Origin of the sequence: Cupriavidus sp. UME77, from assembly GCF_014170355.1 — a bacterium.
Taxonomy (GTDB): domain Bacteria; phylum Pseudomonadota; class Gammaproteobacteria; order Burkholderiales; family Burkholderiaceae; genus Cupriavidus; species Cupriavidus basilensis.
Window position 1 is genome coordinate 13,124 of sequence record NZ_LZZU01000079.1, and the last position, 15,425, is coordinate 28,548.

Annotated in this window: 10 protein-coding genes; 7 read left to right on the forward strand and 3 right to left on the reverse strand. The window is 68.1% G+C overall.

From position 1 onward, the window contains the following. The first annotated feature begins 4 nt into the window (after nucleotides 1–4). Nucleotides 5–1,978, forward strand: coding sequence for a sensor histidine kinase (locus A9975_RS30680; RefSeq protein WP_255504116.1), 1,974 nt, complete (start codon nucleotides 5–7; stop codon nucleotides 1,976–1,978). Here A9975_RS30680 and A9975_RS30685 read toward each other — a convergent pair. The 3 genes from A9975_RS30685 to A9975_RS30695 form a co-directional block, all read right to left on the reverse strand. Then, a complete protein-coding gene (locus A9975_RS30685) occupies nucleotides 1,945–2,604 on the reverse strand; it encodes a response regulator transcription factor (protein WP_183036045.1) in 660 nt (219 codons plus the stop codon). The genes A9975_RS30680 and A9975_RS30685 overlap by 34 nt on opposite strands. 225 nt (nucleotides 2,605–2,829) lie before the next feature. Continuing rightward, the gene (locus A9975_RS30690; RefSeq protein WP_183036046.1) at nucleotides 2,830–4,389 is read right to left on the reverse strand and encodes a sulfatase-like hydrolase/transferase; all 1,560 of its coding nucleotides are present in this window, start codon (nucleotides 4,387–4,389) and stop codon (nucleotides 2,830–2,832) included. Nucleotides 4,390–4,532: 143 nt separating this feature from the next. Next, nucleotides 4,533–5,480 carry a Bug family tripartite tricarboxylate transporter substrate binding protein gene (locus tag A9975_RS30695; RefSeq protein ID WP_220810945.1) on the reverse strand — a complete coding sequence of 316 codons (948 nt, stop codon included), beginning with the start codon at nucleotides 5,478–5,480 and terminating at the stop codon, nucleotides 4,533–4,535. Between the two features lie 283 nt (nucleotides 5,481–5,763). Here A9975_RS30695 and A9975_RS30700 point away from each other — a divergent pair, with 283 nt between their 5' ends. From A9975_RS30700 to A9975_RS30725, 6 genes are all read left to right on the forward strand, one after another. After that, nucleotides 5,764–6,360: a MarR family winged helix-turn-helix transcriptional regulator gene (locus A9975_RS30700; RefSeq protein ID WP_255504117.1), complete on the forward strand. Its 597-nt coding sequence runs from the start codon at nucleotides 5,764–5,766 to the stop codon at nucleotides 6,358–6,360. Nucleotides 6,361–6,452: 92 nt separating this feature from the next. Next, nucleotides 6,453–7,211 carry a tetratricopeptide repeat protein gene (locus A9975_RS30705; protein WP_255504118.1) on the forward strand — a complete coding sequence of 253 codons (759 nt, stop codon included), beginning with the start codon at nucleotides 6,453–6,455 and terminating at the stop codon, nucleotides 7,209–7,211. Between the two features lie 131 nt (nucleotides 7,212–7,342). Beyond that, a complete protein-coding gene (locus A9975_RS30710; RefSeq protein ID WP_183036047.1) occupies nucleotides 7,343–10,885 on the forward strand; it encodes a transglutaminase family protein in 3,543 nt (1,180 codons plus the stop codon). A gap of 26 nt (nucleotides 10,886–10,911) precedes the next feature. Continuing rightward, on the forward strand, nucleotides 10,912–13,566 hold the full coding sequence (locus tag A9975_RS30715; RefSeq protein ID WP_183036048.1) for a circularly permuted type 2 ATP-grasp protein: 2,655 nt from the start codon (nucleotides 10,912–10,914) through the stop codon (nucleotides 13,564–13,566). Next, nucleotides 13,563–14,513 (forward strand): transglutaminase N-terminal domain-containing protein, encoded by a 951-nt coding sequence (locus A9975_RS30720; protein ID WP_370565845.1) that lies wholly within the window; start codon nucleotides 13,563–13,565, stop codon nucleotides 14,511–14,513. The genes A9975_RS30715 and A9975_RS30720 overlap by 4 nt, the downstream gene beginning before the upstream one ends. Nucleotides 14,514–14,591: 78 nt before the next feature. Next, on the forward strand, nucleotides 14,592–15,425 hold an 834-nt coding region (locus tag A9975_RS30725; protein ID WP_183036049.1), incomplete at its 3' end, for an alpha-E domain-containing protein.

Genomic DNA, 15,425 nt, shown 5'->3' on the forward strand with positions numbered 1-15,425 from the left:
GGACATGCGTCTGCCGCCGTCGGGGGAGGTCTCTCTCGGCGAGCATTGGGAGCTGCTGCGCGATCCGCAGGATGTGCTGACCATCGAGCAGCTAACGCGGCCCGAGTTCGCGGCGGCCTTCCAGCCCCAGTACTCCCCTCCCGCCCTTGGCTACGTGAAGGGGGCCGTCTGGCTGCGCATCACCCTGACGCGGCCCGCGCAAGCTGCGCCGGTATGGTTGCTGGAACTGCGCTCGGCGCTGCTGGACGACGTCACGCTGTTCGAGCCGCTAACGGCGGGTGGTTACGTGCAGCGGGTGTCCGGCGACAGGCGGCCGGTGGCGGGGCGCGACGTGGATTACCGCAATCCGGTGTTTCAGCTCGACTTGCCGGTGGAGAAGCCGGTTACCGTGTATTTGCGCGTGCGCAGTACCAGCACGATGAGCTTTCCGCTCGTGGCGTGGTCGCCGGAAGCGTTCATTTCCTTTATCGGCACCGAGCTGCTTCTGTTTGGCTTGTTCTACGCAGCGCACCTGGTCTTGCTGATTACCAGCGTCTGGTTTTACTGGGTCACGCGTAATCTCTCCTTTGGCCTGTTCAGCCTGACGGTACTGGCCAATCTGTTCACCTCGCTGTCCGCCGAGGGCTTCACGTATCAGTACCTCCTGCCTGGATGGCCGCTGACTAGCGATGCCGTCTACGTGGTGAGCTGGTTTTTCGCGACGCCGCTTGGCACCTTGTTCACGGCGCACTACCTGGGCCTGTACGAGTCGCCGTGGCGGCGTTGGGCGATCGGATTTTCGCTGCTGGCCTGGGGGGTGGCGCTGGTCATGACCCCCTGCTTGCTGCTGGGCAACGTCTGGTGGATACGGCCACTGGCGCTGCTCTGGGGCCTCGTTACCATGGGGATACTGCTGCTCGTTTCTGCGGCGATGACGTGGCGCGGCCAAAAGGCCGCGCGTGTGCTTTTGTTCGTCCTGGTTCTGCTTTTCGGCGGCACCGTGCTGCGCCTGGCGCGCAACGTCGGCGCGATCGACCCCGGCCCGTTCGTCGACAACGCCAACTACCTGGGCATGATGGCGTTCCTGCTCATCATGAATTCGGCCATCAGCTGGCGCTACACCGACATGCGCGCCGAAAAGGAGGCCGCCCAGGCCGAAGCCTTGCGCGTGGCACGCCAGGCCGAGCGCGACCTGGAGGTCAAGGTTGCCTTGCGCACCCAGGCGCTCAGGAGCGCCATGGCGCAGGTAGAAGCGTCGCTGTCGCTGGAGCGGCGCGCGCAGGAGGAGCAGCGGCAGTTCCTGTCCACCGTCTCGCATGAACTGCGCACGCCGCTGGCGGTGATCGATGCCACGGCGCAGAACCTGGACCTGGACGATGCCCATGATGACCCGCAGACCTCCGCCCGGTACCAGAAGATCCTGCGCGCCACGCAACGCCTGACCATGCTGCTCAATGACTCCCTGCATGAAGACGGATTCGAATTGCTGCGGCATGGCTCCCGGCCGTCACCCACCAGGCTGGCGGACTTGCTGGAGGACGCCGCGGCAGCCGCGCAACTGCTGTCGGAAGGGCACCGGCTGGAGGTGGATGGGGGGCGCTTGCCAGAAGCCTTCCCGTGCGACGCCAGCCTGCTGCGGCTGGCATTGCGCACGCTGGCCGACAACGCGGTGAAGTACACGCCCGCGGGCTGCCGGGTGGTCTTGCGGGGCCGGGAGGTGGCCGATGGCGTGTTGCTGGAAGTACAGGACAACGGTCCCGGCATCGAGGCGGCGGACCTGCCGCGCGTATTCGAGCGCTTTTATCGCGGCCAGAATGCCGGCCAGAAACCGGGGACCGGGCTTGGCTTGTCGCTGGCCCGGCGCATGGTGGAAATGCAGGGTGGCACCTTGACCCTGGACAGTGCGCCGGGGCAGGGCTGCCGCGCCACGATTTTTCTGCCGTCGGCGCTGCCGGGGGTGCGGGCTCAGGCCAGCGCGATGGGCGCGGCGAACGTATAGCCCTTGCGGTGGGCGGTCTTGAGCGGCAATTCGCTGCCCGATTCGCTGCGCCAGCGTTGCCGCAGGCGGCTGACCATGGTCTCCAGCCGGCGCTCGTCGTAGCTCAGCCAGTCAAAGCCGAAGCCTTCGGCGATCTGGCGGCGATCGACGGGCTGGGTGGGATGGAGCGCCAGCATTTCGAGCAGCTTGCTCTCGTTGGACGACACGGTCAGGCGGGCTCCCGCAGGCGCCACCAGCGTGCTGGCCTGCCGGTCGAGCCACCAGTTGGAGACGACGCGGCGGCTCAAGGAGCGCAGGATGGCGTCGAATTCGAGCAGCTTGATCGGCTTGACGAGATAGTGGTCGGCCCCGCCGTTCAGGCCGTGCAGCTTGTCCTGCGTTTCGCCGCGGGCCGTGAGCATGACGATGCCGCAGCCGGGGCGCTCGCGGCGCAGGCGGCTGGCCGCATCGAAACCCGTGCCGTCGGGGAGCATGACGTCGATGACGGCAATGTCCGCCTGTGCGGCCAGCGGCCGGAATTGCGCCAGGCTGCCGGCCTGGCTGACCTTCCAGCCTCGCTTTTGCAGGAAAGCCGCTATTTCCTCGCGCAGCTCGACCTCATCCTCGAGCAGGACCAAGTTGCCCATTCCAAAACCTTGCAGCGGTTGCGTTCCATGATCGTGGCGAGGAACCTCCATGCTTGCCTGACAAGATTCGACGGCGTCTGCCGGGCTCCACCACTCCTGGCCGTTGCCCTGGCACCAATGCCCAGGGTGGCTTAGGCGGTATTACGGCCAGACCGGCAGGATTCTTTAGCCCCGGGCGCTATCCCAGGCGCTATCCCGGCGCGTCATGGCACGATTCAAGCCACCTCACCAAACGCCAAAAAACACGCCCGCCTGCTTGTAGACATTGGTCTTGGCCGCCACCTCGTCGTTGCTCACCGTTGTGCGCGGCTTGAGGGTGCAGAACCATTCCAGCAGGTGCAGCCGCATCGTCGAGCAGATGGCTTCGTGGCCGGCATCCTCGCCCAGGTCGAAGAACTCGTCCGGGTCGCGTTCCAGGTCGAACAGTTGCGGGCGGAAACCCTGCCAGTGCACATATTTCCAGCGCGCGTTGCGCACCATCCACGCCCGGCACTCGCCCGGCTGCCGGCCCAGCGCGATCCGCGCGCCGCGATACGCGTAGTCCAGCTCCGACACCACGAAATCCCGCCACTGGCCATTGCCGCGCTCGCGCGTGAGGTCCAGCAGCGAGCGGCCTTCCACGCGATGGTCGGCCGGCGGCAGGCCCAGCGCGTCCAGCACGGTCGGCACCACGTCCACGGCCGAGACCATGCGCGCATCCGCGCTGCCGCGGGTGGCGTCGGCCTCGGCCGAGGGGTCGTAGACAATCAGCGGGATGTTCTGCACGGTGTCGTAGAACTGCTCCTTCTCGCCGAGCCAGTGGTCGCCCAGGAAGTCGCCGTGGTCTGCCGTGAACACGATCAGCGTGTCTTCCCAGCGGCCCAGACGCTCCAGTTGTTCCCACAACTCGCCCAGGCGATCGTCGATCTGTTGCACCAGGCCTTGATAGGTGGGACGCACCGTGTCCGAGACTTCGCTGCGCATGAAGTTGGCGCATTCTTCCTGCGTGCGGTACGCGTCGAGCACCGGATGCGGGTTGTCCAGCTCCGCCTCGTGGCGCCTGAGCGGCAGGCAGTCGTCCAGCGAGTAGGCCGCGTGGTAGGGCGCGGGCGCCATATAAGGCCAATGCGGCTTGACCAGCGACAGGTGCAGCACCCACGGGTCGTCGCCGCGCGCGGCGATGTACTGCATTGCCTGGCCCACCGTATAAGCCGTCTCCGAATGCGCTTGCGCCACGCGTGCGGGCAGGCCGGCATTGCGCATCTGCCAGCCCGACACGATCTCGCCCTGCGCATTCTCGGCGCTGATCACGTAGTCCGTCCACGGGTCGGCGCTGTCGTAGCCTTGCTTGCGCAGCCACTCGGCATACGCGCTGTGCGGCTCGGCGTGGTGGCCGTCATGGCGGTCGACTTCGACAAAGTGCCCGCTGCGCAGCAGCGTTTCCAGCTCGCTGCAGCCGTCGAGATGCAGGCGCTTCATGTTGGCGTTGTCGGGCATCACGTGCGTCTTGCCGGCCAGCGCCAGCGTGCGGTGGCTGTCCTTCAGGTATTCGCCCAGCGTGACTTCGCCAACGGACAGCGGCACGCGGTTCCAGGTGGCGCCGTGGCTGCTCGGGTAGCGCCCGGTATAGAAGCTCATGCGGCTCGGGCCACAAACGCCAGAGGTGACGAACGCCTTGGTGAAGCGCACGCCGCGCGCGGCCAGGGCGTCGATGTGCTTTGTGCGCAGGGTGGGGTGGCCGTAGCACGCCAGGTGGTCCTGGCGCAGCTGGTCGCACATGATGAAGAGGGTGTTTCTGGTGGGCATGGCTTTGTCGATACCGGTCGGGCCGTTGACCTGACCGGCATCACTTCGGTAAATAACGTAGTGTAATTTTTTGCTTATTCAATCCATGTGATAAATAACATTCATCAGATGAATAAACTTAACGGAATTTGATGCGGTATTTTTTAATCCCCGGTATAGCCAGAGGCCTTGACCACCGGCCCCCACCGCCCGGCATCTGCCGCCAGCACCTTGCCGAACTGCTCCGCGCTCCCGGTTTGCGGCTCCAGCCCCAGCTTCAGGAACCGCTCCTTCAGATCCGCCGACTGCACCGCATGCACGATCGCCGCATTCAGCCGGTCGATCGTTGCCTTCGGTACGCCGGCCGGCGCCAGGAACCCGTACCGGCCAAGCCCTTCGATGTCCTTGTAGCCAAGCTCGGTAAACGTGGGCACATCCGGCAATGCCACCGAGCGCTGCGTCCCTGAGCTTGCCAGGACGCGGATCTTGCCCGCGCGATGCATCTCGGTGAGATCGGCCAGCGTATCGACCGAGGCCGGCACCTGCCCGCCCACCAGCGCATTCATCAACGGTGCCGAGCCGTTGAATGGCACGTGCAACATCTCCACGCCCACCTGCTTGCCGATCAGCAAGCCAAAGAAGTGAGGAATGCTGCCTAGCGCCGGCGAGGCGTAGGAATTGTTCTTGGCCGGGCTGGCCTTGAGCCACTCGACGTACTCCTTCAGCGTCTTGGCCGGCGCGCCGGGGCCGGTGGCCAGGGCCAGCTGGAAGTTGGCGGTTTGCGCCACCGGCACGAAATCGCGCTGGATGTCGTAGTTCAGCTTGCGGTAGGTCAGCGGGGCGATGGTCATCACCGCGGAGTTGGCGACCACCAGCGTGTTGCCGTCGGCGGGCAGGGTGCGCGCATAGTCCATGACCAGGCGGCCGCCCGCGCCGGGCTTGTTCTCGATGACCACGGTTTGCTTGAGTTCCTCGCGCAGCTTGTCGCCGATCAGGCGGGCGGCCAGGTCGGCGGTGCCGCCGGCGGGGTAGCCCACCAGGATGCGCAGCGGGCGGTCGTTCTGGGCGCTAGCTGGCGCGCTGGCCAGGCACACGGCGGCCAGTGCGGTCATGGTGGCGAGGGTGGGGACTAGCGCGCGCAGCAGTTTGGCGGGTTTCACGGGTTCTCCTGTTGGTTCGGCATCGGCGGGAAGCCGGCCAATTTATCGATACGGCCCGCGGGCGCCAAAGAAGGATTTCGCGCATCGATGTGCGCGTTTCGTTCCTGGGCTCATGGCTGCCCGGCCGTACCCGGCGGATGCGCTTGGCACGCGGCCCGCCGGTTCTTATGCAGCGGCACAGACGCTAACACCCAGCCATATAATTGACAAAATCAACTAAATTTGCGGGTGCGGCATGAACGGCAGCCAGGCGGGCGAGCAGGCGCAGGCACAGGCAGTGGCACAGGAGGGCCGGGAGCAAGACGCCGGCGAAACGCTGCAGCATCCCGACCGTCTGGCGGACTTCCTCAATTACCGTCTCTATCACCTGACCCGCGTTGCCCTGCAGGCCAGCGGGCATCACCTGCGCGCCGCGGCCGGGGTGAGCCGGCGCGAATGGCGCATGCTGGCCTTTCTCGGCGAGCAGCCGGGCACGCGCCTGACGGAACTGGCGCAAAGCGCCGGGCTGGACAAGGTGCTGGCAAGCCGCGCCGTGCATGCCCTGATGGCGCGCGGGCTGGTGCAGCGCGCCACGCGCGAGCAGGACAAGCGGGCGGCGGCGTTTGCCCTGAGCGAGCAGGGCGAGGCGGTCTACCAGCTTGCCTTTGCGCAGGCCCAGGCCTTCAACGCCCGCCTGGCCGCCTGCCTGGATCCGGAGGAGGCGCGCGTGCTGGCGCGTTGCCTGTCCAGGCTGCACGCGGAGGCTCAGGCCCTGCTGGCGCAGGCGCAAGCGCTGCCCAGCAGCGTACCCGCGCCTGCGGAACCGGCGCAGAACTGGTGGCGCCAACCGTAAGGTTTGGCCGGCCGCTTCCGACTGCACCTGGCGACTCCGGAGTCCTACACTTGTAGACTTGGAGTCAGCGCGTGCCCTGCCTGGAGCCTGCCATGCCGCTTGTCCGTCGCTTTCCTGTTCGCTTTCCTGCCGACCTTCCTGCCCGTTTGCCTTCGCGATTGCGCGCCGCCGCCATTGCCGCGCTGCTTCCCCTCTGCCTGCTTGCCGTCCAGCACGCCCAGGCCGCGCGCCAGCCCCCGGCGCCGGCGCAGGAACTGACGCGCCAGGCGGTGACCGCCTATGACGCCGGCGCCTTCGATTCGGCCTTGCGGGACTTCGCCAAGGCGGCCCAGCAAGGCAACCGGCTCGCGCAGTACAACTACGCCATGATGCTGCTGCGCGGCGAGGGCACGCCGGTGCGCCAGGAGGAGGCGCTGATCTGGCTGCACCGCGCGGCCGAGAACGACATGACGCAGGCCCAGTTCACCTTTGGCGAGATGTACGAGCACGGTGAACTGGTGCCGCGCTCGCTGGAGTCCGCCAACCAGTGGTACCGCCGCGCGGCTGAAGGCGGCCATGTGCAGGCCCAGGTGGAGCTGGCGACCAATTACTTCACCGGACGGGGCCTCGCGCGGGACTACGGCAAGGCCTTCGAGTGGTACACGCGCGCCGCCACGGCGGGCGACGGCGGTGCCCAGTACATCGTCGCCAGCTATTACGAGCGCGGCGAGCCCGGCGTGGTCGAGAAGGACATCGAGCAGGCCAAGATCTGGTACGCGCGCGCCGCCGCGCACGGCGACCCCGGGGCGTTGGCCAAGCTGCGCTCGCTGATCGAGCAGGGACTGAAGGCAAAACAGGCTGGCGCCATGTAATGCTGCGGTAGTCTGGGCATGTTGCCATGCAAGGGCGGCCGCCGCCGGCCGCTATCTGGGGTGCGCCGCCAGGGGCGGTACAACTCTTGCTTGAGAGAACCACACGAAACCTGCGCCAATGGGAGGCACTAGTGGCAACACACGTCGCACTGAACCATGTCACCCACTACCGGTACGACCGGCCCGTGAAGCTTTCGCCGCAGGTGGTCAGGCTCCGTCCTGCCCCGCACTGCCGCACGCCGATCCTTTCGTATTCGCTGCGCATCGAGCCCGAGCAGCACTTCGTGAACTGGCAGCAGGACCCGTTCGCCAACTACCTCGCCCGGCTGGTGATCCCCGAGCCGACCACCGAGTTCAAGATCACCGTCGACCTGGTGGTCGAGATGGCGGTCTACAACCCGTTCGACTTCTTCCTCGAGCCCTACGCGGAGAATTTTCCCTTCACCTATGAGCCCGGCCTGGCTTACGAGCTGGCGCCCTATATGGTCAAGGGCGAGCTGACGCCGCGCTTTGCCGCCTTCGTGGAGAGCATTCCGCGCAACAAGCAGACCACGAGCGATTTCCTGGTGGCCCTGAACCAGCGCCTGCAAGAGGACATCCGCTACCTGATCCGCATGGAACCCGGCGTGCAGACGCCGGAGCAGACGCTGGAGACTGGCGCCGGCTCGTGCCGGGATTCGGGCTGGCTGCTGGTGCAGACGCTGCGCCACCTGGGGCTGGCCGCGCGCTTCGTGTCCGGCTACCTGCTGCAGCTGGCGCCCGACGTGAAATCCATCGACGGCCCCAGCGGCACCGACGTGGACTTCACCGACCTGCACGCATGGTGCGAGGTCTACCTGCCGGGCGCGGGCTGGATCGGGCTCGACCCCACCTCCGGCCTGCTGGCCGGCGAGGGCCATATCCCGGTGGCATGCACCCCCGAGCCGGGCAGCGCGGCGCCGGTCAGCGGCGCGGTCGACAAGAGCGAGGTGACCTTCCACCACGAGATGTCGATCACCCGCATCTATGAATCGCCGCGCGTGACCAAGCCCTATACCGAGGCGCAGTGGCAGGCGGTGGCGGCCGTGGGCGCCGAGGTCGATCTCCAGCTCAACGCGCAGGATGTGCGCCTGACCATGGGCGGCGAGCCGACCTTTGTCGCGGTCAAGGATCGCGATGGCGCGGAATGGAACACCGACGCGCTCGGCACCACCAAGCGCGCCTATGCCACCGAACTGGTGCATAAACTGCGCGAGCGCTATGGCAAGGGCGGCTTCCTGCACTTTGGCCAGGGCAAGTGGTACCCGGGCGAGCAATTGCCGCGCTGGGCCTTGTCGATCTGCTGGCGCGCCGACGGCCAGCCCTGCTGGCAGGACCCGTCGCTGTTCGCCGATGAGCGCGAGCCGGCCGACTATACCGAGGCCGACGCGCAGCGCTTCCTCGATAGCCTGGCCAAGCGCCTCGGGCTCAACCCCGGCTTTGTGCAGCCCGGCTATGAGGACACCTGGTACTACCTCTGGCGCGAGCGCCGCCTGCCGGTCAATGTCGACCCGCTGGAGGCGCGGCTCGACGATGAGATGGAGCGCATGCGCCTGCGCCGCGTGTTCGATGGCGGCCTGGCGCGGCCCACCGGCTACGTGCTGCCGCTGCGCCGCACCGGCCTGGAAGATGGCCCGGCGCTGGCCGCCCACCGCTGGATCAGCGGGCCGTGGTTCTTCCGCGACGACCGCATGTACCTGCTGCCCGGCGATTCGCCGATGGGCTACCGCCTGCCGCTGGATGCCCTGCCCTGGGTCAGCGAGGCCGACTACCCGTGGCAGTTCGACCAGGACCCGTTCGCGGCGCGTTCACCGCTGCCCACCGGGGCGCAGCTGCGCGCGCAGTTGCCCGGGCTTGCCGGCCAAGGCGCCGAGCCCGGCCAGGCGGCGGAGTTCCGTGCCAGCACCGCGGCCTATCCCGCGCCCGGCTCGGCCGCGGCAGCGCGTGCCGGCAAGCTTGCCGGAGCCAAGCCGGGAGCGGGCACGATCGGCGGCACGGCCGCGCCAGCTGCCCTGGCTGCGGACCTGGCGCGCGTGCCCGAGCGCGGCGAATCCGCGGGCTGGATCACGCGTACGGCGCTGTGCGTGGAAGTGCGCCATCCCAGTCGCGCCGCCGGCCCCAAGGCCGAGCGGGCGGCTGCGGGCGACAAGCGCGGCATGCTCTACGTCTTCATGCCGCCGCTGACCGTGCTGGAGGACTACCTGGAGCTGCTGGCGGCGGTGGAAGCCACCGCCGCCGGGCTGGGCGTGAAGATCGTGCTCGAAGGCTACCCGCCGCCGCGCGACGTGCGCCTCAAGCTGCTGCAGGTCACGCCCGATCCCGGCGTGATCGAGGTCAACATCCATCCGGCCGCCAACTGGGACGAACTGGTCGACCATACGGAATTCCTCTACCAGGCCGCCCACGAGACCTACCTCAGCACCGAGAAGTTCATGCTCGACGGGCGCCACACCGGCACCGGCGGCGGCAACCACTTCGTGCTGGGCGGCGCCACGCCGGCCGACAGCCCCTTCCTGCGGCGCCCCGATGTGCTGTCCAGCCTGATTGCGTACTGGCACAACCATCCCTCGCTGTCCTACCTGTTCTCGGGCATGTTCATCGGCCCGACCAGCCAGGCGCCGCGCGTGGACGAGGCGCGCAACGACCAGCTCTACGAGCTCGAGATCGCCTTTGCCGAGCTGCAGCACCAGCTCGACCGGCTCTGCGGCGCCGAGGGCGGGGTCGGCGCTCACATGCCGCCGTGGCTGGTCGACCGTGCGCTGCGCAATATCCTGATCGACGTCACCGGCAACACCCACCGCAGCGAGTTCTGCATCGACAAGCTCTACTCGCCCGACGGCCCCACCGGCCGCCTCGGCCTGCTGGAGCTGCGCGCGTTCGAGATGCCGCCGCATGCGCGCATGAGCCTGGTGCAGCAGTTGCTGCTGCGCGCGCTGGTGGCCCGCTTCTGGCGCGAGCCCTATCGCGGGCGGCTCACGCGCTGGGGTACGGAGCTGCATGACCGTTTCCTGCTCGGCACCTTCGTGCAGATGGATTTCGAGGACGTGCTCACCGAGATGCGCGAAGCCGGCTTCGCGTTCGACAATGCCTGGTTCGCGCCGCACTTCGAGTTCCGCTTCCCGCGCGTGGGCGAGCTCGCGGCCGGCGGCCTGTCGCTGACGCTGCGCACCGCGCTCGAACCCTGGCATGTGATGGGCGAGGAGGGCAGTGCCGGCGGCACCGTGCGCTACGTGGATTCGTCGCTCGAGCGCATCGAGGTGCGCGTGCTGGGCATGAACGACAGCCGCCATGTGGTCACCGTCAATGGCCGCGCGGTACCGCTGCAGCCCACCGGGCGCGCCGGCGAGTTCGTGGCCGGGGTGCGCTACCGCGCCTGGGCGCCGCCGTCTGCGCTGCACCCCACCATTGCCTCGCATGCGCCGCTGACTTTCGACGTTGTCGACACATGGATGGGACGCAGCATCGGTGGATGCCAGTATCATGTTTCGCATCCGGGCGGGCGTAGCTATGAGACCTTCCCGGTTAATGCGTACGAGGCTGAGAGCCGGCGCCTGACACGCTTCTTCACGCTTGGCCACACGCCGGGCGTGATGCGCGTGGAACCGCCCCGGCGCAGCCTCGAGTTTCCGTTCACGCTGGATTTGCGGCAACGCTGATCCGGCAGCCCCCAAAGCCGCGCCCCGTGTCTCTTCAGCCGTCCCTGCCTTTTGATGAAACCGCCCCAGCCGTCGACGCGGTGATGCACCGCGCGCGGCCGGTGCCGCCCGGGCACCTCGATGAACTGCGGGCATGCGGGGATGGGTTGCGCGAGCCCTGGGCGCGCTTTTTCCAGATATTGGGCGAGGAGGGCATCGACGGCCTTGACCAGCAGGCCGCCGCCATGGCGCGCCAGATCCGCGACAACGGCGTGACCTACAACGTCTACGCCGACAACACGGACAAGGCCGGTGCGCGCGCCTGGGCGCTGGACCTGCTGCCCTTCCTGGTGACCGAGGAGGACTGGCAGCGGATCGAGCGCGGCGTGGCGCAGCGCGCTGAGCTGGCCAACGCCATGGTGGCCGACATCTACGGGCCGCAGGCTTTGCTGTCCAAGGGCTTGCTGCCGGCCGGCCTGGTCTTTGGCCATCCCGGCTACCTGCGCCCGCTCAAGGGCTACCAGCCGCCGGGCGGCAACTTCCTGCATATCGTGGCGGTGGACCTCGCGCATACCTTGGCGGGTGGCTGGACGGTGATGGCCCACCGCACGGAGACGCCTTCCGGCATGGGCTACGCGCTGGAGAACCGCCTCATCATCTCCAGCCTGTTCGCCGATGCCTTTCGCGAGCTGCGGGTGCGGCGCCTGCCCGCCGCGTTCTCGCAACTGGTGGCCACGCTGGCGCAGCAGCCCGCGGCGCAGCCACCCGCGCCGGAATCCGCGGGCAGCGCCGCCGCCTCGGTCAGCAAGCACATCGTGCTGCTCACCCCGGGGCCCTATAACGAAACCTATTTCGAGCACACCTTCCTGGCCCGCTACCTCGGCATCACGCTGGTCGAGGGCAAGGACCTGACGGTGCGCAACGACGTGGTGTACCTGAAGACGCTGGCCGGGCTGGAACGCGTCGACGTGGTGCTGCGCCGCCTGGACGATGCCTATTGCGACCCGGTCGAGCTGCGCCAGGATTCCACGCTAGGCGTGCCCGGGCTGCTGCAGGCGATGCGCGCGGGCAACGTGCTGGTGTCCAACGCGCCCGGCTCGGGCTTCCTGGAGACGCCAGCCATCCACGGCTTCCTGCCGGCCATTTCCCGCGCGCTGCTGGGCGAGGAACTGCTGCTGCCGGGCGTGCCCAGCTGGTGGTGCGGCGAGGCCACGGCGCGCGAGGAGGCGCTCGGGGAATTCACCGAAGCCTTCCTGATGCCAACCTACCCGCGCGGCATGGCGCAGCTGTGGGAAGGCCCGCGCCTGGGCATGGAGCGCGGGCTGCAGCGCCTGGCGGACTGGCGCGAGCGCATCGAGCAGGTGCCGGATCTGTTTACCATCCAGGCCGATCTGCCGCTGTCGCACGCACCACGCTGGGAAGGGCCGCATATCGGCTCGCGCGCCGCCATGCTGCGGGTCTACGCCATTGCCGACGGACGGGGCGGCTGGCAGGTGATGCCCGGCGGCTTCACGCGGCTCGCGGGCGAGGGGCAGCCGGCGGTATCGATGCAGCTCGGCGGCTCCAGCGTCGACACCTGGGTGCTGTCGAGCCAGCCGGCGCAGCCGGGCGGCACGTCGCTGCAGTTCCCCATGGCCGGCGCAGCGCGCGGGCCGGCGGCCAAGCCGCTGGCGGTATCCAGCCGCGCCGCCGAGAACCTGTTCTGGGCCGGCCGCTATGCCGAGCGCGCGGAAAACAACGTGCGCCTGTGCCGCCTGGTGCTGGGGTCGATCGAAAGCAGCGACGACCGCGACGACAGCGCGCTCGACGTGATCGGCGAACTGGTGCTCGCCTGCGGCCTGCTGCCGAGCGGCGCGCCGCAGCCGCGCGCCTCGCTGCGCGTGTTCGAGCGCAGCCTGGTGTCCGCGCTGGCGGAAAGCGCCGGCTGGACCAGCGTGGGCCAGAACCTGGCCAGCCACGTACACGCCGCCACCGAGATCCGCAACCGGCTGTCCAACGATCACTGGCGCACCATCCTGGCCGCGCGCAACGATTTCGGCGACGCCATGGAGGCGGCCTGCGCGGGGAGCCCCGGCGGTGCCGGCGACGCGGGCATCTACGACCGACCGCGCGTGCTGGCGGCGCTGGATCACCTGTCCATGCAGCTCGCCGCCATCAGCGGCGCGCAGGGCGACCGCATGACCCGCGACGAAGCCTGGCGCCTGCTGTTTATCGGCCGCCATATCGAGCGCGTGGCCACGCTTTCGACCTTCCTGCGGGTGTTTGCACACAACGGCGCGCTGCTGCACCGGACCTGCTTCGATTTGCTGCTGCACTTGTTCGACAGCACACTGACCTTCCGCGCGCTGTACCCGGGCCGCTCCGATGTGCCCGCGCTGGTCGACCAGCTGGTAATCGAGCCCACCAACCCGCGCGGGCTCTACGGCTTGCTGGCGCGGCTGCGTGTCAAGCTCGGCCAGATCTCGCCGCCGGCCAGCCCGGCCGGCACCGGGCGCGTGCCGCTGCCGCAATGGCTGCCCACCGTGGAGACGCTGCCTGGCTGGGAAGCACTATGCCAGCGCGGCGCCGACGGGAAATACACCAATCTGGTGCAACTGTGCGAGCAACTGACTGACATGATGGTGCAGCTCTCGGACGAAATCAGTGCGCGTTACTTCAGCCATGCCGGCATGGCCGGCACCCGCGTCGGGGCGCAGCCATGAATGCGACGATGAATGCGACGATGAGCCAGGCGCAAGGCATTGCCGAGCCCGCGCCAGGGCGCGTGGCCTCCGTGCTGACGATTCATCACAAAACCATCTACGACTACTCCGCGCCGGTGGAGAATGCCCAGCAGCGCGCCGTGGTGTTTCCGGTGACCTGCCCGTGGCAGGCGGTGCACGCGCACAGCACGCAGATCGAGCCGCCGCCGTCGCACCAGCATGCGGACATCGACGCCTTCGGCAACCACGTGCTGTACTTCACCATCGACGTGCCGCACGACTACATGCAGCTCGCCTGCGAGAGCACCGTCAGCCTCACGCCGCGCTGGGCGTCGCTCGACCCCGCCGCCAGCATGCCGTGGGAGACGGCCGTCGCCGCGCTGCGCTTTCGCGCCGGCCAGCCCTTCCTGCCGGAAAGCGAGTTCTGCTTCGCCTCGCCCAACGTGGCGCTGCATCCCGATCTGAAGGCCTACGCGCTCGCCAGCTTCGCGCCCGGCGTGCCCGTGGTGGCCGGCGCCATCGACCTGATGCATCGCGTGCACGCCGACTTCGAATACCAGACCACCGCCACCGAGGTCGATACCCCGGCGCTGCAAGCCTTCGGCCTGCGCAGCGGCGTGTGCCAGGATTTCGCCCAGGTCATGATCGGCTGCCTGCGCTCGCTCGGCCTCGCGGCGCGCTACGTCAGCGGCTACCTGTGCACCGAGCCGCCACCCGGCCAGCCCAGGCTGATCGGTGCCGACGCCTCGCATGCCTGGCTGTCGGTGTACTGCCCGCTGGCCGGCTGGGTCGACCTCGATCCCACCAACGACGTGCTGGCCGACACCAGCCACGTCACGCTGGCGTTCGGGCGCGACTATAGCGATGTCTCGCTGCTGCGCGGCGTCATCGTAGGCGGCGGCGCGCACGATGTGGAAGTGGAGGTCAGCGTGCTGCCGCTCGAGTAGGCACCGCGCCGCGGTCAGCGGCTGGCAAGCCAATTGCTTGCCAGTAGCCTGGGTTTGCCGAGAAAAGGGGGAATCACCATGCTAAGCCGCACCGCCGACCACCTGTTCTGGATGGCCCGCTACACCGAGCGTGCGGAAAACACCGCGCGCATGCTCGACGTCAACTACCAGGCTTCGATGCTGCCGCAATCACCCGAGGTGGCGCAGCAAGGCTGGCTGGCGATGCTCGACGTGACGGAGCTCACGCCGGTATTCGCCGCGCACCACGGCGCGGTCGTGCACGAGGAAGTGATCGATTTCATGGTGCGCGACCTGAGCCACCCGGCGTCGATCATGTCCTGCCTGCGCGCCGCCCGCGAAAACGCCCGCGCCGTGCGCGGCGCACTCACCACGCCGCTGTGGGAGACCATCAACACCACCTGGCTCGATGTCCAGCAGATGGTTGCCGACGGCATCCTGCGCCACGATCCGGCGCAGTTCTTCGAGTGGGTCAAGTTCCGCTCCCACTTAACGCGCGGTGTGGAAGCCGGCACCATGCTCAAGGACGAAGCCTACTGCTTCATGCGGCTGGGCACCTTCCTGGAGCGCGCCGACAACACCGCCCGCATTCTCGACGTCAAGTTCCAGGCCACCGACCTCGGCCTGCAGCAAGACGACTTCTACCAATGGGCCGCGGTACTGCGCTCCGTGTCGGGGCTGGAGATGTATCGCAAGGTCTATCGCTCGGTGGTCACGCCGGAGCGCGTGGCCGAGTTGCTGATCGTCCATCCGGATATGCCGCGGTCGCTGGCGGCCAGTTTGCGGGAGGTGGTTTCGTTGCTGGCGCAGGTGCGCAACGCGCAGTCAGTGGAGACGGAGCGGCGGGCGGGGAAACTGCATGCCGAGCTCAAATTCACTCGGATCGAGGATATT

Coding starts and splice junctions, on each gene's coding strand:
- A9975_RS30680 (WP_255504116.1), top strand. CDS start 5: ATGCGTCTGCCGCCGTCGGGGGAGGTCTCTCTCGGCGAGCATTGGGAG.
- A9975_RS30685 (WP_183036045.1), bottom strand. CDS start 2,604: ATGGGCAACTTGGTCCTGCTCGAGGATGAGGTCGAGCTGCGCGAGGAA.
- A9975_RS30690 (WP_183036046.1), bottom strand. CDS start 4,389: ATGCCCACCAGAAACACCCTCTTCATCATGTGCGACCAGCTGCGCCAG.
- A9975_RS30695 (WP_220810945.1), bottom strand. CDS start 5,480: ATGACCGCACTGGCCGCCGTGTGCCTGGCCAGCGCGCCAGCTAGCGCC.
- A9975_RS30700 (WP_255504117.1), top strand. CDS start 5,764: ATGAACGGCAGCCAGGCGGGCGAGCAGGCGCAGGCACAGGCAGTGGCA.
- A9975_RS30705 (WP_255504118.1), top strand. CDS start 6,453: ATGCCGCTTGTCCGTCGCTTTCCTGTTCGCTTTCCTGCCGACCTTCCT.
- A9975_RS30720 (WP_370565845.1), top strand. CDS start 13,563: ATGAATGCGACGATGAATGCGACGATGAGCCAGGCGCAAGGCATTGCC.